Source organism: Methylocella sp. (genome assembly GCF_044226135.1).
GTDB lineage: Bacteria > Pseudomonadota > Alphaproteobacteria > Rhizobiales > Beijerinckiaceae > Methylocapsa.
Map to the genome: position 1 here is coordinate 30,125 of NZ_JBGAHM010000001.1, position 20,480 is coordinate 50,604.

Sequence of the window (20,480 nt, forward strand, 5' to 3'; positions counted from 1 at the left end):
CCCGCGTCCCGACGCGGCGCGTCAGAACGCCTCCGTTTCCGGCGAGGCCTCGCTTTTCAATGGAAGCGTGAAGCGAAACGCCGCGCCGCCCGTCGGCCGGTTGCTCGCGCTCAGGCGGCCGCCCAGCGACTGGACGATCGCCTTGCTGATCTGAAGCCCGATGCCGATGCCGTCTGGCTTGGTGCTGAAGAATGAATCGAAGATCCGGTTCATCTCCGCCTCGCCGACGCCGGGGCCGGAATCGGCGATCTCGACGCTGGCCTCGTCCTCCCCGACAAGCCCGATCACGATGTCGATTGTCCGCGCGCCGGCCTGCTCGGCCATCGCGTCGACGGCGTTGCCGATCAGATTGGAGAAGACCTGTTGCAGCTCCACCCGATTGGCGAGGACCTGAATCGCGCTCGCGGGGCATTTGACCGACAGGATCGTGTGGCGAGCGGCGAGCTCGCGATCGAGCAGCGCCTTCATCTCGCGCGAGATCTGGCAGAGGTCGACGCGCTCCAGCGGCCGGCTGCCGCGCACCAGCTGTTCGCGCGTGTGTCGGACGATGGCGCTGACGCGCTCCGCGTTCTTCACCACCCGCCCCATCGTCTCCATGGCCTGCGCGACCTTCGGCGGGTCGGCGTCGAGATAGCGCAACGACGTCTGCGCGTCGATGGTCACCGCGACGATCGGCTGGTTGAGTTCATGGGCGATCGTCGCGGACAGCGCGCCGATGGTCGCCGCCCTGTTGGCGCGGGCCAGTTCGTCCTGCGCCGCCAGCGCCATTTCATGGGCCTGCACCTGCTCGGTGATGTCGATATGGGTGAAAAACGCCGTCGACCAGTCGGCCGGTATGCTCGCCCCCAGGGCGACGGGGATGCGCCGTCCGTCGCGGGCGATCAGCACGCCGGTTGTAGTGAACTGCCGGCGCTCCTCGAAGATCGCCTGCAATTGCAGGAGCCGGACCTGGCGCGCGCCCTCCAGCCGGCTTTCCAGCGGCAACGCCTGCAACTCGGCCGCGCTCGCATAGCCGATCATCCCGACGAACGCCTGGCTGAACGCCGTGCAGCGAATGCTGTCGAGACATTGCTCGACACGTTGTTCATGGTGGGTGAGGAAATCGTAGAAGTCGCTCACCCCCTGCCGCTTGGCCTCGTCGACCAGCCGCTTCGCCTCGTCGATGCGCTGTTCGGTGCAGGCGATGTTGAAAAGGTCGAACAGCGACTGGAAGCGCATCTCCGCCCGTTCGGCGAGCGCGGCGCGCTGGTCCACAAGATCGGCCAGCCGGGCGTTCAGCCGCGCCGCCTCTTGAGTGGCGCGAATCTGCGCGTCGATATCCACCGCGCCGCAGATCCATTCAGTCTGGCCCGAAACAGGATCGACCATCCGGCGCTTGATCAGCAGCAGCCACGTCTCGCCGCCGTCGCTGCGCCGCAGGCGCGCCTGAACGGTCTTTTCGTCGTCATGCGCAATCGGCTCGGCCCGGAACCGCGACAGCGCCGCGTGATCGGCCGGGTTGAACAGAGGCAGCCAGTCCGGCATCTGGATGAGATCGGCGTTGCGCCGCCCGGTCAGCGCCGCGAGGCGGTCGTTGAACAGACGAACCTGCCCCGCGCCGTCCACGGTCCAGAAGATCGCGGGCGCGAGGTCGATGAAGCGCCGCAGGCGGGCGTTGTCGTCACGCAGGCGCGCGGAGTCCCGGCGCTCGCGGTCGCGCCAGCATAGCAGCGCGCCCACAGCCAGCACGGTGACGCCGCCGCTCAACAGGGCGGGGAGATCAAGCGGTTCGGACGCCGCGCCGCCGACAAGCCGCGACAGCGGGCTGAACACGAGCAGCGCCGTCAGCGCCGCAAGGCCGGCGAGCGCACGGCGGCTCACGACGCCGGCCACGAGCATCAGCGGCGCCGCATAGAGCGACGTCACCGCGCCCGTCGCCTTCTGGGCGCCGCCGATCGCGAAGATCAGCAGCAGCGCGATCCCCGCAATAGCGATCTGGCCCTGCGTGGCGCTCTTGCGGGCTGAAGCGACGTCAGCGGAGACGCCGGGGTCTGAAGACATCTGACAAATCCCTGCCGCCGCGAGCGTCCCGGCGGCCCCTGCGGCAAGGGGCCGCCGGCGAAAGCTCATGGTGAAAGCTTATCATGTCGGCCGAGGCCGCGCCGGCAGGGCCGCGAGGGCCATGCCGCCCATGACGAGGACGAGCCCCGCGACGAAGGCGACGCTGAGCCGGCTGCCGAGAAGCGCGACCGACGCGCCGACGCCGACGAGAGGCACGCCGAGCGTGAAATTCGACATGGCGAACGCGGTGATCCGGCGTCCATATTCCGCCGAGATGACGAAACAGGCGGAGGTTGCGACCGGCCCGATATAGACGAGCAGCTCCAGCAGCCGGGCGTCGACCGGGATCGATGTCGGCGGCCCCTCGAGCGCATAGGCGAAGCCGGCGAGCGGCACGGCGGCGATCAGCATCTGCCAGGGCGCGAGCTGAAGCGGCGAGGCGCTCCACTGATGCCGTCTTATGTGAAGAATGACGACCGACCAGCAGATCGCCGCAATCAACAGGAAGACGGCGCTGACGAGCGTGGCCGGCCTCGACCAATCCATCTCCAGCGGCGAACAGATGACGGCGACGCCCGACATGCCGACCGCCAGAGCCAGCAGCTGGCGACGGGTGGGCCGCAGCCGAAACAGCAGCCAGCTCATGGCGACGGCCCAAAGCGGCGTCGTGTAGGCGAGCAGGACGGCGCGGCTCGTGTCGGTGTGGGTCATGGCGATCATGCCGAGGCCGGTGAAGGCCATCATCTGCAACAGGCCCATGCTGGCGACGATCGGCCAGTCGGGCCTGCGCGGAATGCGGAGCCCGCCCCTGACGCCGACGAACACGAACAGGCAGACGGCGGCGGTTCCAAAGCGCAGCGTCGCGAGCCAGAGCGGGGGCACGGTCCCGAGCGCCAGCTTGGTCGCCGGCCAGCTCAGCCCCCAGAGCGCCACCATCACCGCCAGCCAGACGAATGTCTCGGCGCGGGCTCCGAGCCGCGGCGCGAGGCGTTTCATTGGCGCGCAGTCCTGACAGAGGCTCATGATCAAACTCCTTCCGGCCATGCGCGAACTCTATGCGCAGCCCGACGAAATATCTTGCCTTTCTGTTTCAGATTTCCGCCTTTTTAGGATAATTTCACCCACTTGCGGAAATAGGGCGGAAACTCTTGCCGAAATCATCTGACATTCTCGATGAAGCGAGCCTGCGCATCCTCGAGGTGCTTCAGGAAAACAGCGAACTGAGCAACGCCGAACTCGCCGAGCGTGTCGGACTGTCCCCTTCGCCCTGCTGGCGCAGGGTGGCGGACATGAAGGCCGAGGGGGTGATACGCGGCGCCGTGACGCTGGTCGATCCGCTCAAGCTGGGTCTGGCCGTGAACGTGTTCGTCCATGTGACCCTGACCAGGCAGGACAAGCAGACGCTGGAGACCTTCATTCAGGCGATCCGCGGACGGCCCGAGGTCATGGAATGCTATCTCATGACCGGCGAGGCCGACTTCCTGCTGCGCGTGGTGATCGAGGATCTGATCAAATATCAGGCGCTGATGCTGGACTGCCTGACGCAGATCCCCGGCGTCGCCAACATCCGTTCGAGCTTCGCGCTCGATCAGGTGAAATACACCACGGCTCTTCCAACGCGACGCCTTCATCGCCAGTGACGATCCCGAAGCGTCGTCGCGCGGGAACGTCCTAGCGCGGCGCCGCGGCCGAGGTCGCCCCGTCGAGCCAGTCCTGGCGCGCGGGCGCGAAGAAATCGATGTCGATCGTGTCTTCGACGCAGACGAATTCGTGCGGCGCGTTGGGCGGGATCACCAGCACGGCGCCGGCGGTCATGATGAACTTTCGGCCCTGCGAAAAGACCTCGCACCGCCCTTCGACAATCCAGGTGATCTGCTCATAACTGTGATGATGAAGGGCGAAGACGCCGCCCTTCTTCACGGTCCATTTCACGAAGGTGGACTGGGCGCCGCTGAGATATCGCCGCTGGACGAACGGCGAAATCTGCTCGACGGGCTGCTTGTCCAGTTCGTACAGCGTCGGCGCCGCCGCCATATGGCCGCTGACGCCGGGAATGATCCCCCGCCCCGGCGCGTCGGTCACGGCAGGCGGTCCCGAGAGCGTCGGCGCGATCAGGGTCTCGGCGAAGGCGCCAGCTCCCGGCGACATTGTGGCGGTCATAAGAAAGACTCCTGCAAGGTGGCGGAGAAGCGCGCGCATGAGGGCGTTTCTGATCGGCGTCGACGACGCGCCCGCCCCGTCAGGGCGCTGCAATCGAGAGCGGACGGGATTTCGACGGCCGCTCTCCGCCCTGCGTCTGGCGAGGGTCTTCGGGCGAGGCGGCCTCGGCCAGAAGCGAGCGCGCGGTGTCGCCGAGCACGAGCCACGCGCCGGCCAGCAGCGCGACATCCTTCAACACCAGCCGCCCGGCGCCTGAGAGAAAGGGGAATCCGTGCTCGGCGTCGCCGAGCGCCGGCGTCCACGCTTCCGGCGTCGTCAGCAGGAAGGAAAGCGTCACGAAGGGCGTGGCGAAGGCGAAAAGCGCCCCGACAAGGCCGATCCTTCGGCTCCACAGCCCGATCAAGGTCATGGCGCCAATGATCAATTCGACCGTGCCAAGGCCGCGCGAAAAGCCATAGGTGTTGTTCGACGTCTGCCAGGCGCGCTTGGCCGGATTCAGCTCGCCCTCGTGGGTGAGGTGCGGCTTGTAGTCAGCCGGATGGTTGTAGAAGAACGACATGAACGGGCTGTTGGCCACGAAGGGCGTGATGCTGTCGGCTTCATAGGGCGCGAATTTCAGCGCCCCGATCCACAGAAAGATGATCGCAATGGCGATCTTCATTCCGGCGATGCCGATCCTGAACGAGAGGGGCGCAGCGGCGATCCGCAGACAAGCGACATAGATATGATTCATTTTTCATCTCGTCATGAGCGTCATCGTCGCGGAATTCGAGCCAGTCGCGGCGCCACACGCATGCTGTGGCTGCACATGGCCCAGATTCACGGCGATTTGCGATTTCATCCTCCGCCAAACTATGTTTTTGGGGTCCGCCCGGACATACATACGAACGTATGGACGACCTATAATACGGCATAGCTAGGCTCCCCTTTGTCTTCGCTCCACCTTGTCGATCGTTCTGGGCATGATTACTTCCCACGGGCGTGGACAGGACGACGCGAGGCGCGCGCGCGGCTTCGTCCGGTTCGCGTCCCCGCGGAAACATCCGCTGTCCCGGAGAGCGTTCGAGAAGCGACTCGACCGAAAGGGCGCGAATTTTCGTCGGCGACGCCGCCGATGGCCGCGCCGCTCGCGGATGGACGTGGCGCGCGACAGACCCAGGGAGCAAGATGATGAGCGCCATAGGCCCCGTGCTGGCGGCAGCCGGCCTCCTGATCGCCTCGCCGCTCGCCTCAAGGACGTCCGCCGCGGAAACCGCGAGCGCGGCGCTTCCCTCGGAAGCGACGATCGGGGACATCGAACAGGTGTTCGCTTTTGAGACCGGCCCCATGCCTACCGGCGTGACGGTGTCGCACGACGGGCGGATTTTCGTGAACTTCCCGCGCTGGGGCGACGATGTTCCCTTTACGGTCGCGGAGATCCGCGACGGCAGGGTCGTGGCCTATCCCGATGCGGCGATCAACATGGCCGACCCGTCGAAGCCGGGCGCTTCGCTGCTCAGCGTGCAGAGCGTGGTCGTCGATCCGGCCAACCGGCTGTGGATTCTCGACACGGCGGCGCCGGGGTTCGCCGCGCCGATCGCCGGCGGCGCCAAACTGGTCGCCGTCGACCTCGCCTCGGACAAGGTGGTGAAAACCATCGTCCTCCCCGCCGACGTCATCCTTCCGTCGACCTATGTGAATGACGTCCGCTTCGATCTCTCCGCCGGCAGGCAGGGCGTCGCCTACATCACGGATTCCTCGGTGACCGGCCCCGGCGGCGTCATCGTGGTGGACCTCGCGACGGGCGAAGCCTGGCGCAAGCTGACCGGCCACGCCTCGACCTCGCCCGATCCGGCCTTCATTCCGGTGGTCGAAGGCGAGCGGCTGGCGATCCGCGAGAAGGGCAAGCCGCCGGCCCCGTTTGCGGTCGCCTCCGACGGCGTCGCCATCTCGGCCGACGGCAAGACGCTGTTCTACTGCCCGCTGTCGAGCCGTCACATGTATTCCGTGCCGACCGCCCTGCTGCTCGACCGCAGGGCCGATGACGCCGCGGTCGCCGCCGCCGTCGTCGACCTCGGCGAGAAGGGCGCGTCGGACGGCATGGAGACCGACGACAAGGGCCGCGTCTATGCCGGCGACTATAAGCATGACAGCGTTCGCCAGCGCCAGCCCGACGGCGAATGGAAGACCATCGCGCATGACCCGCGCATTCTCTGGCCGGACACGCTCTCCGTCGGCGCCGACGGCTATCTCTACTTCACCGCCAACCAGTTGCAGCGCCAGCCGCTGTTCCACGAAGGCCGGGATCTTCGTCAGCATCCCTACAGCCTGTTCCGCGTGAAGATCGACGCCGGACCCGTGCTGCTCAGGTGACGCCGCCGCGACGCTGCCCGCCATCTTGCTGAACCAGCCATCCCCATCCCGGAAGCCAAGGGCGAAGTCGATGACGTCGATGAATAAACACCTCTTTTCAAGGCGCGGCTTTTGCCTTTGCTGCGTCGTTGCGACCAGCGCCGCGGCGACCGGCGGGTGGCTGACTCCTTCCGAGGCCTTCGCCCAGGCAAGGAACCTCGTCGACGTGTTCCGGGACGAGGCGGCCAAGGCGAAGATCACGGTCCATAAGGCTCGCGACAATGTGAGCGTTCTCGAAGGCTCGGGCGGCAACATCGGCCTCATCACCGGAGGAGACGGCAAGGTCTTCATCGACGCCGGCATCACCGGGACTCGGCCGCGTGTCATCGAGGCCGCGAACCGGCTGAGCGAGGATCCCGTCAGCACGCTCATCAACACCCATTGGCATTTCGATCACACTGACGGCAATGAATGGTTGAGCCAGCAAGGGGCGGCCATCATCGCCCACTCCAACACGCATAAGCACATGCTCGCCACGCAGCGGGTCGAGGACTGGGATTTCACGTTCAACCCGTCGGCGCTCGCCGCGATACCGACCGAGGTGTTCGACGCCGAGAAGCAGATCAGGCGGAACGGGAAAACCCTCTCGCTGAAACATTACGGCCCGGCGCACACCGACAGCGACATTTCCGTCATGATCGGCGAGTCGAACATACTTCACTGCGGCGACACGTTCTGGAACGGTCTCTACCCCTTCATCGACTATTCGACGGGAGGCGGCATCAACGGGATGATCGCCGCAGCGGACGCCAACGTCGCCACCGCGAACAAAGACACGATCGCCATTTCCGGCCACGGCAAGCCTCTGGGCACGAAGGCGGAATTGATTGCCTACCGTGACATGCTCGTCGCGATCCGCGATAACGTCGCCCGGCTCAAGCAGCGCAACAGCCCGATTGACGAGGCCGTCGCCGCCCGGCCGACGAGCGCGTTCGACGAGAAATGGGGCAAGGCGGTGATTTCGCCGGCGTTTTTCACACGGCTCGTCTTCGAAGGCGTGTGACGACACAACAGGAGCGCGAGAGGCCCTACGCGTTTCAGCCGGCGAATCTCTCCGCGTCGCGCGCACGCGCCGCAAGCCCGGCGCAAGCCGCGGCGAACCCGGCCGGCTCGGCGCGCTCGCGCGGCGGCGGAGATGGAATCCAACAAGGAGTCATCTGAGTGACCACCATGGCGAAGCCTCTGAACATCGATATTCCGGTCGTCCTGATCGCAGTGAAGGCGGTCTTTAGCGTCGCCAGCCTGTCGTTCGAGGGCGATCTTCCGGCGTCGATCTTTCACATGCAGCTGATCACGGGCGACGTCGCCGACTGGAAAGCCAGCGCCGACGTGATCGTAGTGTTCCACACCAACGCGGGTCATGTCGCCTTGCATGACGACGCCTACAACGTTGACAGAAACATCTCGACCGGCAATCCCTACAAGAAGTTGGTCAGGGATCTCCAGGATCGCGGCGTCCGTGTCGAACTCTGCGGCGCGACGGCGAAAGCCCATGGCTGGGGCAATGCGGACCTCCTTCCGGCCATCAAGGTCAACACCGACGCCATGTCTCGCACGATCGAGCTGACGCAGCAGGGCTATGTCAAGATCTCCGAATGATTGAGCTTCTCTCCGGGAGCGGAGCGGCGACGGGCGCGTCTTGACGTCAGATCCTGCTGGACCGCGCCGGGCCCGCCTGTGGCCGCTTCCGCTTCGCCCGGCGGGATATCGCCGGGCGGCTCCGTCAGCCTTCAGGCGTCGACCCATTCGAGCGCGGCGCGCCCGGCGGTCGACGCCAGCCTCGCCAGGACGTCCGGCATGCTCGGTCGTCGAGCGCTCTTTCAACAGACTGAAACAGCTCCGGCGCGTGGCGACGCGCCGCGACAAGCGCCTCGCCAGCCGCCGGCGGGGTCAGGGGCCGGCCGCTCCAGATCCTTTACGAGGACTCGGCGGGCTCCAAGGAGCAGGCGATCAACGCCGCGCGCCAGCTTATCGGCCGCGCCAGGGTCCCGCTGCTGCTCGGCCCCACCCTGTCGACCGAAATGTTCGCGGTCGGCCCCATCGCCAACCAGCGCTCGGTCCCGATCGTCGGCACCTCGACCACCGCCAGCGGCGTGCCGGACATCGGCCCCTTCGTGTTCCGCACCTCCCTGCCCGAGGCCGACGTCATCCCGGTCACGCTGCGCCACGCGCGCGACCGCCTCGGCGTCAAAAAGGTCGCCGTGCTCTACGGCCGCGACGACGCCTTCACCAAATCCGCCTATGACGTGATGAAGAAGGCGCTCGACGAGCTCGGAATCGACGTGCTGGCGACCGAGACCTTCGGCGCGAAGGACACGGATTTCTCGGCCCAGCTCACCAAGATCAAGAGCCTCGCGCCGGACGCGATCGTCGTCTCGGCCCTCGCCGACGCGGGCGCCGGAATCCTGCTCGCCAAGAAGGCGCTCGGGCTTGAATCGACCCGCGTCATCGGCGGCAACGGCATGAACTCGCCGACCGTGCTCGAGATCGCCGGGCCTGCGGCCGACGGCCTCATCGTCGGCAGCCCGTGGTTCGTCGGCAAGGCGGACGCGCAGAACCGCGCCTTCATCGCCGCCTATCGCGCGAAATATGGCGTCGATCCCGACCAGTTCGCGGCGCAGTCCTATGACGCGCTGAAGATCGTCGCCGCGGCGCTCGCCGCCGCGCCCGACCTTTCGGGCGACGCGATCCGGCAGGCGCTGCAGGCGACGAAGATCGACGGCGTCACCGGCCCGTTCGCCTTCGACGCGAGCCGCAGCCCGGCGATCACGAGCGGCGTGCTCGTGCTCGAAGCGCGCGGCGGCAAATTCGCGATCTTCAACTAGGCCGCCATGCTCGCGCAGCAGATCGTCAACGGGCTCGTCGCCGGCTCCGCCTATGCGCTGTTCGCGCTCGGCTTCACCCTGATGTTCGGCGTGCTCCGGATCGTCAACCTGACCTATGGGTTCTATTTTTCGCTCGGCGCCTATGTCGCGCTGTTCTTGACCCGCGCCGGCCTGCCCTTCGGCCTCGCCCTGCCTGCCGCCGCCGCCGCGACCGGCGTCGTCGCGGTCGCGCTCGATTTTGTGTTCCTTGCGCGGCTGCGCGCGCGCGAGGCGCCCGAACTCGCCTCCCTGATGGTCACGCTCGGCGCGACGCTGCTGCTCTATTCAGCCATGACCGCCCTGCTCGGCTCCGAGATCCGCCGCTTTCCCCCAGGCCTCGCCGACGCCGCGCCGTTCGTCATCGGGCCGGCGACGATCTCGCCGGCGCAGCTCGCCATCCTCGCCGCGGCCTTTCTGTTCGCGCTCGGGCTCATTCTCGTCCTGCGCGCGACAAAGACCGGCCTCGCCATGCGCGCCATGGCCGAAAACCCCGAGGCGGCCGAGCTGATGGGCATGGACACGGGCGCCGTGATGCGCCGCGTCTCCTTCCTGTGCGGCGCGATCGCCGGCGCGTCCGGCGTGCTGGTCGGGCTGCTCTACAACGCCATCACGCCCTATATGGGCGAAGCCATGGCCCTCAAGGGCTTCGCCGTCATCATACTGGGAGGGCTCGGCGACGTCGCCGGCGCGCTCATCGCCGGCCTCGTCATCGGCCTCGCCGAAGCGCTGACGGCGGGCTTCGTCTCTTCGCTCTACAAGGACGCCGTGGGCTTCCTGCTGCTCGTGCTCACGCTGTGGGCGCGTCCGCAGGGCCTGTTCGGCCGCGCCGCCGCGAGGCGCGCCTGAGCATGGCGGCCGCGCTCGACGATTTTTTGTGGACCTACCAGGGCGTGATCGCGGCGCTCGGCGTCAACGGTCTGCTCGCGCTCAGCATCTATGCGACGCTCGCCGTCGGCCAGCTCTCGCTCGGCCAGGCGGCGTTCATGGGTCTTGGCGCCTATGTCTCGGCGCTGCTCAGCCTCCATACCGGCCTGTCCTTTCCGGCCGTGCTCGCGCTGGCCATGGCCGCGCCGGCGGCTGGCGCGCTCCTTGTCGGCGCGCCGACGCGGCGGCTCTCGGGCGTCTATCTGGCGCTCGCGACCATCGCCCTTTGCGAAATCTTCCGCATCTTCCTCATCCAGTCCGAATTCGCCGGCGGCGCGCTCGGCCTGTCCGGGATTCCCGAGCGCGCGGGCTTCGCGCTGATCTATGGCGCGCTCGCCGCGGCGACGCTCGGCCTCGTGCTCGTGACGCGCTCGCGCGTCGGCCGCGCCATGGACGCGATCCGCCAGGACGAGGCGGCCGCGGCGGCGAGCGGGATCGACCTCGCGCGCTACAAGATGGCGGCGCTCGTCGCCTCGGCGGCGCTGGCGGGGCTCGCCGGCGCGCTCAACGCCCACGCCACGTCCTTCATCAGCCCCAACGAATACGGCTTCGACGCCGCCGTCGCGATCCTGAGCTACGCCCTGCTCGGCGGAACTGGCTCTCCCTTCGGACCTCTCGCCGGCGCGGCGATCCTGACCCTGCTGCCGGAGCTGCTGCGCCCGTTGCAGGATTTCCGGCTGGTCGTCAACGGCTTCATCATCGTCGTCGCGGTGCTGTTCATGCCGCATGGGCTGCTGCCGTGGCGCATGAGCCGCGTCGGGGCGAAGCCATGAGCGCGCCGCTGCTCGAGCTTGCCGGGCTGACGCTGCGCTACGGCGGGCTGACGGCCGTCGACGGAATTGACCTCTCCGTCGCGCCCAACGCGCTCGACGCGCTGATCGGCCCGAACGGCGCCGGCAAGACGAGCCTCTTCAACCTCATCTCGGGCTATGTCCGGCCGAGCGCCGGCGGCGTCCGCTTCGACGGCGCGGCCATCGAGTCGCTGTCCCCGGCGCGGCGCGCGCGGCTCGGGCTCGGGCGCACCTTCCAGAACCTGCGGCTCTTTTCCGAGGCGAGCGCGCTCGAGACCGTGCTCATCGGCATGCATGCGCGCCTGCGCGCGAGCCTGCCCGAGATTCTGGCGCGCGTCGGCCGTTTTCGTCACGAGGAGCGCGAGGCGATCGAAGAGGCCCGGGCGCTGCTCGCCTTCGTCGGGCTTGCGGGGCGGGAAAGCGCGCGCGCCGGCGCCCTGTCCTACGGCGACCGGCGCCGTCTCGAGATCGCCCGCGCCCTGGCGCTGCGGCCGAAGCTGCTGCTGCTTGACGAGCCGGCCGCCGGCATGAATCCGGCCGAAACCGACCGCCTCCGAACGCTGCTCGAAGCGGTCCGCGCGCGCGGGATCGCGCTGCTGCTGGTGGAGCATGACATGAACCTCGTCATGCGGCTTGCCGAGAAGATCACCGTGGTCAATTTTGGACGCCGCATTTTCGTGGGCCCGCCGCAGGACGCGCGGCGCGACCGCGCCGTGCTCGAAGCCTATCTCGGCGCGGGCGCAGGACGGGACGAAGGCGCGCGCGGACGATGACGGATTGTGTGCTGAAGGCGCGCGGGCTCGAGGCGGGCTATGGCGCGGGGCTCGTCGTCAAGGGGATCGACCTTGAGGTCCGCCGGGGCGAGATCGTCTGCCTCATCGGCGCGAACGGCGCGGGCAAAACGACGACGCTGCGCGCCCTGAGCGGCCTCATGAAGCCGCGCGCCGGCGAACTGCGTCTTGACGGCCGCGACGTCGCCGGACGCAGGGCGCATGAAATGACGGCGCTCGGCATGGCGCATGCGCCCGAAGGAAGACAGGTCTTCGGCGACATGAGCGTCGCCGAAAATCTCCTCGCCGGCGCCTATCTGGCGCCCGGGCGCGCCGAGACCGAGCGCCGGCGCAAGGCCGCGCTCGCGCTTTTTCCGCGTCTTGAGGAACGGCTTGCGCAGAGAGCTGGCCTGTTGTCTGGCGGCGAGCAGCAGATGCTCGCCATCGCCCGCGCGCTGATGAGCGCGCCGAAGCTCCTGTTGCTCGACGAGCCATCGATGGGCCTCGCCCCTCTGATGGTCCAGGAAATCTTCTCCATCCTCGCCCGCCTGCGCGCGGAAGGCGCGGCGATTCTGCTCGTCGAACAGAACGCGCACGCCGCTCTCGCCCTGTCCGACCGCGCCTATGTGCTCGAGCTTGGCCGTGTCGTGCTTGAAGGCGCGGGCGCCGAACTTTTGCGCCATGACGCTGTTTCCGCAGCCTATCTCGGCCGCGGAGGCTGAAGACGCGCGCGCCGATCGCGACCGATCGCGACCCTGCCGCGGTCTTTTCACGCGTCGTCGGGCGAGGCGCGTTTTCGCTCGCGCCGGCTTCGTTCACCATGGCGGGCGAAACCCGTTCATGCGCGGACCCGCTCGCGCTACTCTCCATTTTTTCAGGGCGCGCTTAAACGGCCAATCCGATGAAAGACGATCAAAAGACCCCCCTGCTGGAGGCGACGAAAGTCGGGCGCCGCGAATGGCTGTCGATCTCGCCGGGATTCGCCTATTACGCCGCGCCCATCGATCGGCGCCGCACGCGACGTCAGCGCACGCGCCTGCGCTCCGCCAAGCTGCTCGACGGCGCCAACGGTTTTCTCGCCGACTGCCAGATCTTCGACCGCTCCGAAGGCGGAGCGCGCGTTCGCCTGTTCGCCGCGCTCGCCCCAACCGCCTCCTTGCGCCTCTATGAAGATCGCCCCGAAGGCCTGTTCGAGGCGAGGCTCGTCTGGCGGAGCGACGGCGCGCTTGGCCTCGCGCTGACCCGGCCGGCGACGGGACGCGGCGTCGCGTTTCTTGATCTGTTGGCGCTGCGCAACCGCCGCTACGCGGTGACGGACTGACAACCGGGCCTTTTGCGGAAGCGCGTGCGCTTCGCCATGCGTCGAGACCGGGAACGCGCGTCACTCCGCTTCAAGCACGGCGCCGCGTTCGGTCACGACGCGCCACCGCCCGTTGCGATTTTGTACCGAAAGGACGGAGCCGAGATCGGGAACGACCGCGCCCGGCTTCGCCTCGACGCGGCCCTTCGGACCTTCGACGACGAGCGCGCCCTGAGGCGCGACCCTCAGGACATAATTTTTTACGACTGTCTTTCCGCCAGGGCCTGGATCAGCGTTGCGCCCGCCCGATGCGCCGATTGAGCCCGTGGCGTTGAAATCGACCGCCGCGCCGGACGCAACTGGCTCCCGTTGAAGTTTGGAGCCGCCGATCGGCTGGGCGAAAATCATCAGATGCTCCACGCCGCCGAACATGGGCCTGCTGTTGTCGCGCGACAACATTGCGCCTGCGAAAGCGACCGACCCCAGGGCCGCGGCGACGCCCGCCAAGACCAGCATGCGGTCGACGGTCATCACAGCGCCGCGCGCAAGGGCATGGCCGCCGGCCCATTTCGCTCCGGCGGGCGAGCCGAAGCCTCCCCCGGCGTCAAACGCTCCGCGCCGCGACGACGCCTCGACGCGGGGCAAAGGCGCGCCGCCCGGCGCCGATCGGCGCGCGGCCTTTCCGCCGCGTGGCGCCATAACTCTGTTGGTCGTCATCCCATGCGTCATGGCGTATGGCTCCCTGCCGCGCGTCGCGGCGCCCATGGTTTCATGCGATGAATTCGCGCGCGTCCTTCAGCGAGGGGAACATCCTGCGTCCAAGCAGGGTCTCCACCTCGACGGTGCCGTCGGTGAACTGGACATAGGCGCGGTCCTTGACCCAGCCGCGCTCCAGAATCTTGCGGGCCGTTGCGCGCGGGGCGACGGCCGCCGCATGCCGCTGCGGCGGCGGCCGAAGCTTCGCGTCGACGGACGGCTGCGTCCGCTCGACCGTCCGATCGCGCGCGATTGACGCGCCTGCGGCAGGCGCCTTCGACTGTTGCGACCGCGCGACGACCGCGTCAAAAAATCTGTTGAGCGCGCCAAATCCGGTCTGCAGCGCGCCGATGACGGCGATCCCCAGTCCGCTGATGATGGCGCACTGGGCGACCATCGCGAAATCGAGCCGCAGCGCGCCCGCAGCGTTGAGTTGCGGCGTCGAAAGCAGCAGCGCCCATCCGGCGGCGACGATGATGAAGCCTGTCCAGGTCAGTTTTTCAAAAATCATCCTGTTGCGTCCTTCAAGCTTGCGCCGATCGTCAGCGCGAAATTTCCGTCTTCGGGACGAACGTGAACTGCTCGACCAGCACGTCCTTCACGACGTCCGATCCGAGCCTCTGGTTGACCTTCGCGATCAATGAACTCGTCAGTCCGGCGATGTCGTATTTTTCGAGATGGGCGAAGTCGACCTTGTCGACGTAGAGCCGGCGGAACGCCTCGTCGGTGATGAAGGCGTCAGGCGGCGTCGGCAGCTTTTTCACGGCGTCGGAATCGACGAGATAGGAAAATTTCGCCACGACGTAGCCGGCGACCGACCCATCCGCGATGATCGGCACGCTCACGGGTTCGGTCTTGCGCTGCTCCACCTTCGCCGGCTTGTCCGGCTTCGAAGAGTCCGCCCCGAATTTCCATGTCGCTCCGACATAGGTCGACGCCACCATGACGATGATCATCCAGAACGCGGCCGCGGCGAGCTTGATCATCGTCCGCCGCCTCCTGGCGCCGGACCGATCGTGTAGGTGCCGTCCGACTCATGATCTTCGATCGCGCGCGCGATGATCGCCGCCACGTGGCGCACGGCGCGAAGCCTCAGCTGCAGCGTGGCAAGATTGCGCTCAAGCGCCTCCTGCAGGCCTGAAAGTTGCGCGCGCGCGCCGGCGTCGAGCGTCGCGCCGTCGAAAAGCCGCGCCGCCACAATCGACCGGTTGAGTTCAAGCAGGCCGAGGCTTTTCATCCGGCTCGCCTCGCCGAGCCTTTCGAGCTCATTGCGTCCAAGCGCCTGCGTTTCGGCGTCGAGCGTCTCAGCAAGACGATGGAGCATGCGTCGAAACGGCTCGCGCGCGTCATCCGCCAGGGCGGCCGTTTCGCCCGCGGCCGATCCCGCGCGATCATGTATGGAATCCATTCCCGGCGCGGCAAGAGTCATGACGTGTTCATCCATGCCGGGCCTCCTGCGCAAGGATGGACGGAGTCGCCTTCAAGACGCCGCGCGTCTGCGCCCTGGCTCGCGTTGGGTCCGCAATTCCGAGGTCGATCGTTTTTCCGAGTTCGCGGGCGATCTGTTCGGCGAACATCGAGCGCCAGACTTCGCCCGACGAGCCCGCGCCGAACACGCCCTCGCTTTTCGGCAATATGGCTTCGACGACGCTCTGGAGGAAAAACGTTTCAAGCCCCTTGCGCGCCTTGACCGCCGGATCGGCAGGCGCCGCAGAAGGAGGTTGCGCGGCGCGCGCGACCGCGCCCTGCGCGCCGGCGGCGGACGCTTCGCTTCGCGTCAATACGGAGGCGAAACTTGACGGCGAAGCCTCATCCGTCCGCATTCTGCGCAACCGCTCCGCCGCGGCCATGGCCGCGGTCGGATCCGCCGCCTGGGCGACCTCAAGAACGATGTCAGAAACCGGGCTGATCGACATGCAATGATCCTTAAATCCGCCGCGCGCCGCACTGGCTCAATATCAATCTTAGGGCTTGTCCGGACCTTGCGTCCCTCGTCGCAGGAATGCTTCGATCGCGTCGAGCACGCCCGACTTCTCCTCGAGCTTTCTGGCTTCGACGGACAACAGCTCGGCGTGGACTTCGGCGCGTCGCAGCTTCGCGCGTTCGGCCGACATGGCTTCGGACGCCGCGGCGACGTCCGCGTCGGCCTGCGCGATGTCCTTCTCGAGACCGTCCAGACGCTTCATCATGGCGCTTGCGAACAGGTCTCCGCAGGCTTCCCCGGCGCCGAGAAAGGCGAAAAGCTCCGCGCGTCTTTCGCGCAGATGAGCGAGGCGCCGGCGCGCCTGTTCAAGGCGCCATTCGGCGATGCCGTCGAGTTCGGCGGCGAGCGCGCGCAATCGCTTCGCTTTGCGAAGACGCTGGCGCATCAGCCGGTCGCCAGCCAGCCGGCGAAGCCTTTCGTGAAAAGCTCGAGCGCCTTTCCGCAGGTCAGATACAACAGGAACAGGCCTCCGGCCGCGACCGCCGGAACAGTGACGAAATAAATCGGAATCTGCGGCGCGAAGCGGGCCGCGAGCCCGATCGCAAGATTGACCGTCAAGGTGTAGACGATGAACGGACTGGCGACGCGAAGAGACAGCAGGAACGCCTGTCCGAGCGTGTCGACGATTTCGACGAGGCCGGCGCGCGGATCGAACCGGCCCGACACGGGCCAGGCGACGTAGGACGCGACAAGGCCCCGCAACACCTCCCAGTGCAGATCGGCCAGAAAGAACAGCGCCAGCGCGGCCGACGAGATGAGCGAGACGACGGCGGGATTTTGCTCGGCCTGTTCGGTCAGCGGCGTGAGCGGGCTCGTCAGGCCGATCGCCATGGCGATCGTGGCGCCGGCCATGTCGAGCGCCGCGAAGAAGACGCGGCCGAGAAAGCCGATCAGCGCGCCGGTCGCGCTTTCGGCGAGGATGATCGCAATGAGCGTCGCAGGAGACGCGCCGGCGACCCGGGGCTCGACCTCCCCGAACAGAAGCGGCGTGAGGCCGAGCGCGAGCGCGAAGGCGACGAACAGGCGTATGCGCGCCGGAATCCTGGCGCTGGAGACGCCCGGCATGAGCATGAGGCAGGCGCCGACGCGGCAGAACAGCACGAAGGCCGTGAGCACGCCGTTTGGAAGCGACGCCGTCAAGAGATCGCCCCGAGCGACTTGATCTGGACGCCGCGCGCGATTTCAAGATGCGACAGCACGGGCAAGGTCGCAAACAGCCGCTCCACCACCATGCGCACATAGGGACGCGCCTCGGGCGCCGCGACGAGGACGAAGCGCCGGCCCGCATCCATATGGGAGCGGATGACGGCCGACGCCTCCTTGCTAAACGATTCGACCATCGTCGGGTCGAGGTCGAATTCGACCACCTCGCCCTTGGCGTCGCGCTTGAGGCTCTGATGGAAAGCGAGATCCCAGCGCGCGCCGAGGCGCAGCACGTTGAGCACGCCGCCCTCGGCGAAATCGCCGCAGATCTGCGGCGCCATCCGCATGCGCACATGCTCGGCCACCTGTTCGGCGCGGCGCGCATGCGGCGCGATCTCCGCGACCGCCTCGAGGATGAGATGCAGGTTGCGGATCGAGACGCGCTCGGCGAGCAACAGCTTCAACACCGCCTGCAGTCCGGAAAAGGAGATCTGCGACGGACATACGTCGTCGATCAGGCGCTTGTAGTCAGGCCCCAGCCTGTCGAGCAGAATGCGCATGTCCTTGTAGGACAGCAATTGCGAAAGATTGTTGCGAATGATCTCGCTGAGATGGGTCAACAGCGCGGACACATTGTCGACCGGGCTGTAGCCGTCGCGCTTGAGTTCGCTTGCGAACGCCTGCGACACCCACATGGCCTTCATGCCGAACGCCGGTTCGCGGCATTCCTCGCCGGGAAGATTCGGCCGCCGTCCGTCGCCGACGATGACGAGAAGATCGCCGATGCGCAGTTCGTTCGCCGCGGCGAGCGCGCCATGGATGCGGATCTCGTAGGATTTGGTCGGGATGGCGAGGCTGTCCGAGAGCTTGATCTCCGGCACCACGAAGCCGTACTGGCGCGCGAATTTGCGCCGCATCTTGGCGACCCGCGCGGCGAGCTCGTTATGCGAGGCGACGAGGCGCGCCGAAAGCTGCTTGCCGAGGCACAGCTCGATCTCGGGCGAGCGCATCGACTCCTTGAGCGACTCCCGCGCCTCGATGGCGTCGCGGCGCTCCTCCTCCGCCTTGCGCGCAGCCTGCTCGGCCTGCTCGCGCGCCTGGCGCTTCGGCCCCTCGAAGCTCACAAAGGCCAGCACGCCGCCGAGCGCGGCGAAGGGAAAGAACGGCAGGCCCGGCGCGAGCGCCATGCCGAACATGAGCGCGGCGGCCACAAGCAGGGCGCGCGGATATTTGACGAGCTGCGTCACCACCGCGGTTTCGGCCGCGCCCCTGACTCCGCCCTTCGACACAAGCAGGGCGGCGGACAGTGAAATGATGAGCGCCGGGATCTGCGACACGAGACCGTCGCCGACCGACAGCTTGGCGTAGACGTCGGCCGCCTGCGCGAGCGGCATGCCGTGGCGCGTGGCGCCGATGACGATTCCGCCGAAGATGTTCACCGCGAGGATGACGAGGCCGGCGACGGCGTCGCCGCGCACGAATTTCGAGGCGCCGTCCATGGAGCCGAAGAAGGAGCTTTCTTCTTCGAGTTCGCGCCGGCGCCGCTGCGCCTCCTTGTCGTCGACGAGGCCGGCCGACAGATCGGCGTCGATGGCCATCTGCTTGCCGGGAATGGCGTCGAGCGTGAAGCGCGCGCCGACCTCGGCGATGCGGGTCGCGCCCTTGGTGATGACGACGAAGTTCACCGTGATGAGGATCGCGAACACGATCAGGCCGATCACGAAGTCGCCGCTCATGACGAGCTTTGAAAAGCCGCCGATGATGTAGCCCGCCGCCGTCAGCCCGTCCGCGCCGTGCGACAGGATGAGCCGCGTCGTGGCGATGTTGAGCGCGAGCCGCAGCAGGGTGGCGACGAGAAGCACGGTCGGGAAGGCTGAGAAGTCGAGCGGCCGCTCGATCCACAGCGCCACCATCAGGATCAACACGGACAGGGCGACCGAGAAGGCGAGGCCGAGGTCGATCAACAGGGGCGGCAGCGGCAGGAAGAAGACTGACAGGATCGCGATGATGCCGCAGGCGAAGCCGATGTCGCGCATGCTCTTGCGCGCGGCCGGGGCCGGGGCGCTCAATGTGATGTCGGTCATGGGTCGGCGGATCTCCCTTCGCTCGCAGCGAAGATGGAGCCTGCGCCTTGCGCGGGCGTTGCGGCGCGCGCCCTCCCCGTCCGGCCGCGTCTCAGCCTTTCGCCAGCCCTATCGCGTCTTTCCTGTGGGGCGCAGGCTCCGCCACGGGCCTGCGCGCATAGCGCTGCGCCAGCACGGCGCAGGCGAAGAGCTGGATCTGATGGAACAGCATCAGCGGCAGCAGGAACAGGCCGAGCGCGGCGTTGGGGAACAAAATGCTCGCCATGGGCAGGCCGCTCGCCATGCTTTTCTTGGAGCCGCAGAAGACGATGGCGATCTCGTCTTCCTTCGAGAATCCAAGCCGGCGCGCGAGCCAGGTCGAGAAGACGAGCGCGATCAGGAGAATGGCGAAATCGAGCGCCATGACGACGCCGAGCGCCTTCCAGCTCAGCAGCGACCACACGCCCGCCGCCGTGCCTTCGGCGAAGGCGACATAGACGATGAGCAGGATCGAGCCGCGGTCGACGATCGAGGTGATCGCCTTGTGGCGGTGGAGAAAGCCGGCGATGAAGGGGCGCACGGCCTGCCCGAGCGCGAAAGGCAGCAGCAGCTGCAGCGACACGTCCTCGACCGCCTTGAGGCTGATCCCGCTCCCGTCCGTCGCCATCAGCAGGGCGACGAGCGCGGGGCTCAGCGCCACGCCGATGAGGTTCGAGGCCGAGGCGCTGCAGAGCGCCGCCGGAACATTGCCGCGCGCGATCGAGGTGAAGGCGATCGACGACTGGATCGTCGACGGCATCAGGGTCAGGTACAAAAGCCCCTGCGAGAGGTCGCGCGGCAGGACGCTGGCGAAGCCCGCGCTCGCCGCGACGCCGAGAATTGGAAACAGGACGAAGGTCAGCCCGAACACGACCGACTGCAGGCGCCAGTGCGTCAACCCCTCGACGACGGCCTTGGGCGCGAGCCGCGCGCCATAGAGAAAGAACAGCAGCGACACCGCCAGGAACGAGGCATGGTCCATGACGACCGCCATCGCGCCGCGCGCCGGCAGGGTCAACGCCAGCGCGACCGTCCCGATGAGGGCGAAAAGATAGGGGTCGATCCCGAAGCGCGACAGAAGCTTGCGACTGAGCATGGCGAAACCCGGCGAGGACGATGCGTCTCTTTGTGTTTTCCCGAAGCAGGCGGCGCAAGTCTTTCCGCGCCGCACGACGCCGCTCCGCAGCGGCTTTTGCGCCGGGCGAGGCGCAGGAGCGACGGCGGGCCGCCGCGCCCAAATTGCGGCGCTGGAACG

General features: G+C 67.3%; 22 protein-coding genes and 1 pseudogene. 10 read left to right on the forward strand and 13 right to left on the reverse strand.

All coding sequences use genetic code 11. The features are described from left to right. Positions 1 to 21: 21 nt before the first annotated feature. Together ACILRB_RS00165 and ACILRB_RS00170 are read right to left on the reverse strand one after the other, a co-directional pair. On the reverse strand, positions 22 to 2,040 hold the full coding sequence (locus tag ACILRB_RS00165) for an ATP-binding protein (RefSeq protein ID WP_395664280.1): 2,019 nt from the start codon (positions 2,038 to 2,040) through the stop codon (positions 22 to 24). Between the two features lie 81 nt (positions 2,041 to 2,121). Then, positions 2,122 to 3,063, reverse strand: a complete 942-nt coding sequence (locus tag ACILRB_RS00170) for a DMT family transporter (protein ID WP_395664281.1) — start codon at positions 3,061 to 3,063, stop codon at positions 2,122 to 2,124. A 125-nt stretch (positions 3,064 to 3,188) separates the two neighbouring features. Here ACILRB_RS00170 and ACILRB_RS00175 point away from each other — a divergent pair, with 125 nt between their 5' ends. Next, positions 3,189 to 3,680, forward strand: a complete 492-nt coding sequence (locus tag ACILRB_RS00175) for an Lrp/AsnC family transcriptional regulator (RefSeq protein WP_395664282.1) — start codon at positions 3,189 to 3,191, stop codon at positions 3,678 to 3,680. 31 nt (positions 3,681 to 3,711) lie between these two features. Here the strand turns inward: ACILRB_RS00175 and ACILRB_RS00180 are convergent, their stop codons facing one another. Together ACILRB_RS00180 and rclC are read right to left on the reverse strand one after the other, a co-directional pair. Beyond that, the gene (locus ACILRB_RS00180; protein WP_395664283.1) at positions 3,712 to 4,200 is read right to left on the reverse strand and encodes a cupin domain-containing protein; all 489 of its coding nucleotides are present in this window, start codon (positions 4,198 to 4,200) and stop codon (positions 3,712 to 3,714) included. Positions 4,201 to 4,279: 79 nt separating this feature from the next. After that, positions 4,280 to 4,933, reverse strand: coding sequence for a reactive chlorine resistance membrane protein RclC (gene rclC, locus ACILRB_RS00185; protein ID WP_395664284.1), 654 nt, complete (start codon positions 4,931 to 4,933; stop codon positions 4,280 to 4,282). Between the two features lie 437 nt (positions 4,934 to 5,370). Here rclC and ACILRB_RS00190 point away from each other — a divergent pair, with 437 nt between their 5' ends. The 9 genes and pseudogenes from ACILRB_RS00190 (at position 5,371) to ACILRB_RS00230 (ending at position 13,261) form a co-directional block, all read left to right on the forward strand. Further along, a complete protein-coding gene (locus tag ACILRB_RS00190) occupies positions 5,371 to 6,552 on the forward strand; it encodes an L-dopachrome tautomerase-related protein (RefSeq protein WP_395664285.1) in 1,182 nt (393 codons plus the stop codon). Positions 6,553 to 6,622: 70 nt separating this feature from the next. Next, on the forward strand, positions 6,623 to 7,594 hold the full coding sequence (locus ACILRB_RS00195) for an MBL fold metallo-hydrolase (RefSeq protein ID WP_395664286.1): 972 nt from the start codon (positions 6,623 to 6,625) through the stop codon (positions 7,592 to 7,594). Positions 7,595 to 7,761: 167 nt separating this feature from the next. Next, positions 7,762 to 8,190, forward strand: a complete 429-nt coding sequence (locus tag ACILRB_RS00200; RefSeq protein WP_395664479.1) for a DsrE family protein — start codon at positions 7,762 to 7,764, stop codon at positions 8,188 to 8,190. A 272-nt stretch (positions 8,191 to 8,462) separates the two neighbouring features. Beyond that, positions 8,463 to 9,416 (forward strand): annotated as a pseudogene (locus ACILRB_RS00205) (ABC transporter substrate-binding protein); the annotation flags it as partial. Between the two features lie 6 nt (positions 9,417 to 9,422). Beyond that, positions 9,423 to 10,301: a branched-chain amino acid ABC transporter permease gene (locus ACILRB_RS00210; RefSeq protein WP_395664287.1), complete on the forward strand. Its 879-nt coding sequence runs from the start codon at positions 9,423 to 9,425 to the stop codon at positions 10,299 to 10,301. A 2-nt stretch (positions 10,302 to 10,303) separates the two neighbouring features. Then, complete coding sequence (locus tag ACILRB_RS00215) at positions 10,304 to 11,152, forward strand: branched-chain amino acid ABC transporter permease (RefSeq protein WP_395664288.1); 849 nt, start codon at positions 10,304 to 10,306, stop codon at positions 11,150 to 11,152. Then, on the forward strand, positions 11,149 to 11,943 hold the full coding sequence (locus ACILRB_RS00220) for an ABC transporter ATP-binding protein (protein ID WP_395664289.1): 795 nt from the start codon (positions 11,149 to 11,151) through the stop codon (positions 11,941 to 11,943). Before ACILRB_RS00215 ends, ACILRB_RS00220 begins: the two co-directional genes overlap by 4 nt. Further along, a complete protein-coding gene (locus ACILRB_RS00225) occupies positions 11,940 to 12,662 on the forward strand; it encodes an ABC transporter ATP-binding protein (protein WP_395664290.1) in 723 nt (240 codons plus the stop codon). Before ACILRB_RS00220 ends, ACILRB_RS00225 begins: the two co-directional genes overlap by 4 nt. Positions 12,663 to 12,841: 179 nt before the next feature. Continuing rightward, positions 12,842 to 13,261, forward strand: a complete 420-nt coding sequence (locus ACILRB_RS00230) for a hypothetical protein (RefSeq protein ID WP_395664291.1) — start codon at positions 12,842 to 12,844, stop codon at positions 13,259 to 13,261. 60 nt (positions 13,262 to 13,321) lie between these two features. Here ACILRB_RS00230 and ACILRB_RS00235 read toward each other — a convergent pair whose 3' ends face one another. The 9 genes from ACILRB_RS00235 to ACILRB_RS00275 all read right to left on the reverse strand — a co-directional run bounded on the left by ACILRB_RS00235 (position 13,322) and on the right by ACILRB_RS00275 (position 20,321). Beyond that, complete coding sequence (locus ACILRB_RS00235; RefSeq protein WP_395664292.1) at positions 13,322 to 13,771, reverse strand: hypothetical protein; 450 nt, start codon at positions 13,769 to 13,771, stop codon at positions 13,322 to 13,324. Between the two features lie 238 nt (positions 13,772 to 14,009). Next, on the reverse strand, positions 14,010 to 14,507 hold the full coding sequence (locus tag ACILRB_RS00240; protein ID WP_395664293.1) for a hypothetical protein: 498 nt from the start codon (positions 14,505 to 14,507) through the stop codon (positions 14,010 to 14,012). A 31-nt stretch (positions 14,508 to 14,538) separates the two neighbouring features. After that, positions 14,539 to 14,982 (reverse strand): hypothetical protein, encoded by a 444-nt coding sequence (locus ACILRB_RS00245; RefSeq protein ID WP_395664294.1) that lies wholly within the window; start codon positions 14,980 to 14,982, stop codon positions 14,539 to 14,541. Beyond that, a complete protein-coding gene (locus ACILRB_RS00250; protein ID WP_395664295.1) occupies positions 14,979 to 15,320 on the reverse strand; it encodes a hypothetical protein in 342 nt (113 codons plus the stop codon). The genes ACILRB_RS00245 and ACILRB_RS00250 overlap by 4 nt, the downstream gene beginning before the upstream one ends. Positions 15,321 to 15,432: 112 nt before the next feature. Continuing rightward, positions 15,433 to 15,912 (reverse strand): rod-binding protein, encoded by a 480-nt coding sequence (locus ACILRB_RS00255; protein WP_395664296.1) that lies wholly within the window; start codon positions 15,910 to 15,912, stop codon positions 15,433 to 15,435. 48 nt (positions 15,913 to 15,960) lie between these two features. After that, on the reverse strand, positions 15,961 to 16,335 hold the full coding sequence (locus ACILRB_RS00260) for a hypothetical protein (RefSeq protein ID WP_395664297.1): 375 nt from the start codon (positions 16,333 to 16,335) through the stop codon (positions 15,961 to 15,963). Between the two features lie 29 nt (positions 16,336 to 16,364). Next, positions 16,365 to 17,120, reverse strand: a complete 756-nt coding sequence (gene fliR, locus ACILRB_RS00265; protein WP_395664298.1) for a flagellar biosynthetic protein FliR — start codon at positions 17,118 to 17,120, stop codon at positions 16,365 to 16,367. Further along, a complete protein-coding gene (flhA, locus tag ACILRB_RS00270) occupies positions 17,117 to 19,207 on the reverse strand; it encodes a flagellar biosynthesis protein FlhA (protein WP_395664299.1) in 2,091 nt (696 codons plus the stop codon). The genes fliR and flhA overlap by 4 nt, the downstream gene beginning before the upstream one ends. 91 nt (positions 19,208 to 19,298) lie before the next feature. Continuing rightward, on the reverse strand, positions 19,299 to 20,321 hold the full coding sequence (locus ACILRB_RS00275; RefSeq protein ID WP_395664300.1) for a bile acid:sodium symporter family protein: 1,023 nt from the start codon (positions 20,319 to 20,321) through the stop codon (positions 19,299 to 19,301). Between the last annotated feature and the right edge of the window lie 159 nt (positions 20,322 to 20,480).

What these genes read in the sequence shown, in the direction of transcription:
- ACILRB_RS00240 (WP_395664293.1), bottom strand. Translation starts at nt 14,507, where the DNA reads ATGATTTTTGAAAAACTGACCTGGACAGGCTTCATCATCGTCGCCGCC.
- ACILRB_RS00225 (WP_395664290.1), top strand. Translation starts at nt 11,940, where the DNA reads ATGACGGATTGTGTGCTGAAGGCGCGCGGGCTCGAGGCGGGCTATGGC.
- ACILRB_RS00200 (WP_395664479.1), top strand. Translation starts at nt 7,762, where the DNA reads ATGGCGAAGCCTCTGAACATCGATATTCCGGTCGTCCTGATCGCAGTG.
- ACILRB_RS00230 (WP_395664291.1), top strand. Translation starts at nt 12,842, where the DNA reads ATGAAAGACGATCAAAAGACCCCCCTGCTGGAGGCGACGAAAGTCGGG.
- ACILRB_RS00220 (WP_395664289.1), top strand. Translation starts at nt 11,149, where the DNA reads ATGAGCGCGCCGCTGCTCGAGCTTGCCGGGCTGACGCTGCGCTACGGC.
- flhA (WP_395664299.1), bottom strand. Translation starts at nt 19,207, where the DNA reads ATGACCGACATCACATTGAGCGCCCCGGCCCCGGCCGCGCGCAAGAGC.
- ACILRB_RS00215 (WP_395664288.1), top strand. Translation starts at nt 10,304, where the DNA reads ATGGCGGCCGCGCTCGACGATTTTTTGTGGACCTACCAGGGCGTGATC.
- ACILRB_RS00245 (WP_395664294.1), bottom strand. Translation starts at nt 14,982, where the DNA reads ATGATCAAGCTCGCCGCGGCCGCGTTCTGGATGATCATCGTCATGGTG.
- rclC (WP_395664284.1), bottom strand. Translation starts at nt 4,933, where the DNA reads ATGAATCATATCTATGTCGCTTGTCTGCGGATCGCCGCTGCGCCCCTC.
- ACILRB_RS00210 (WP_395664287.1), top strand. Translation starts at nt 9,423, where the DNA reads ATGCTCGCGCAGCAGATCGTCAACGGGCTCGTCGCCGGCTCCGCCTAT.
- ACILRB_RS00190 (WP_395664285.1), top strand. Translation starts at nt 5,371, where the DNA reads ATGAGCGCCATAGGCCCCGTGCTGGCGGCAGCCGGCCTCCTGATCGCC.
- ACILRB_RS00275 (WP_395664300.1), bottom strand. Translation starts at nt 20,321, where the DNA reads ATGCTCAGTCGCAAGCTTCTGTCGCGCTTCGGGATCGACCCCTATCTT.
- ACILRB_RS00165 (WP_395664280.1), bottom strand. Translation starts at nt 2,040, where the DNA reads ATGTCTTCAGACCCCGGCGTCTCCGCTGACGTCGCTTCAGCCCGCAAG.
- ACILRB_RS00170 (WP_395664281.1), bottom strand. Translation starts at nt 3,063, where the DNA reads ATGAGCCTCTGTCAGGACTGCGCGCCAATGAAACGCCTCGCGCCGCGG.
- ACILRB_RS00180 (WP_395664283.1), bottom strand. Translation starts at nt 4,200, where the DNA reads ATGACCGCCACAATGTCGCCGGGAGCTGGCGCCTTCGCCGAGACCCTG.
- ACILRB_RS00195 (WP_395664286.1), top strand. Translation starts at nt 6,623, where the DNA reads ATGACGTCGATGAATAAACACCTCTTTTCAAGGCGCGGCTTTTGCCTT.
- ACILRB_RS00235 (WP_395664292.1), bottom strand. Translation starts at nt 13,771, where the DNA reads ATGACCGTCGACCGCATGCTGGTCTTGGCGGGCGTCGCCGCGGCCCTG.
- ACILRB_RS00255 (WP_395664296.1), bottom strand. Translation starts at nt 15,912, where the DNA reads ATGTCGATCAGCCCGGTTTCTGACATCGTTCTTGAGGTCGCCCAGGCG.
- ACILRB_RS00250 (WP_395664295.1), bottom strand. Translation starts at nt 15,320, where the DNA reads ATGCTCCATCGTCTTGCTGAGACGCTCGACGCCGAAACGCAGGCGCTT.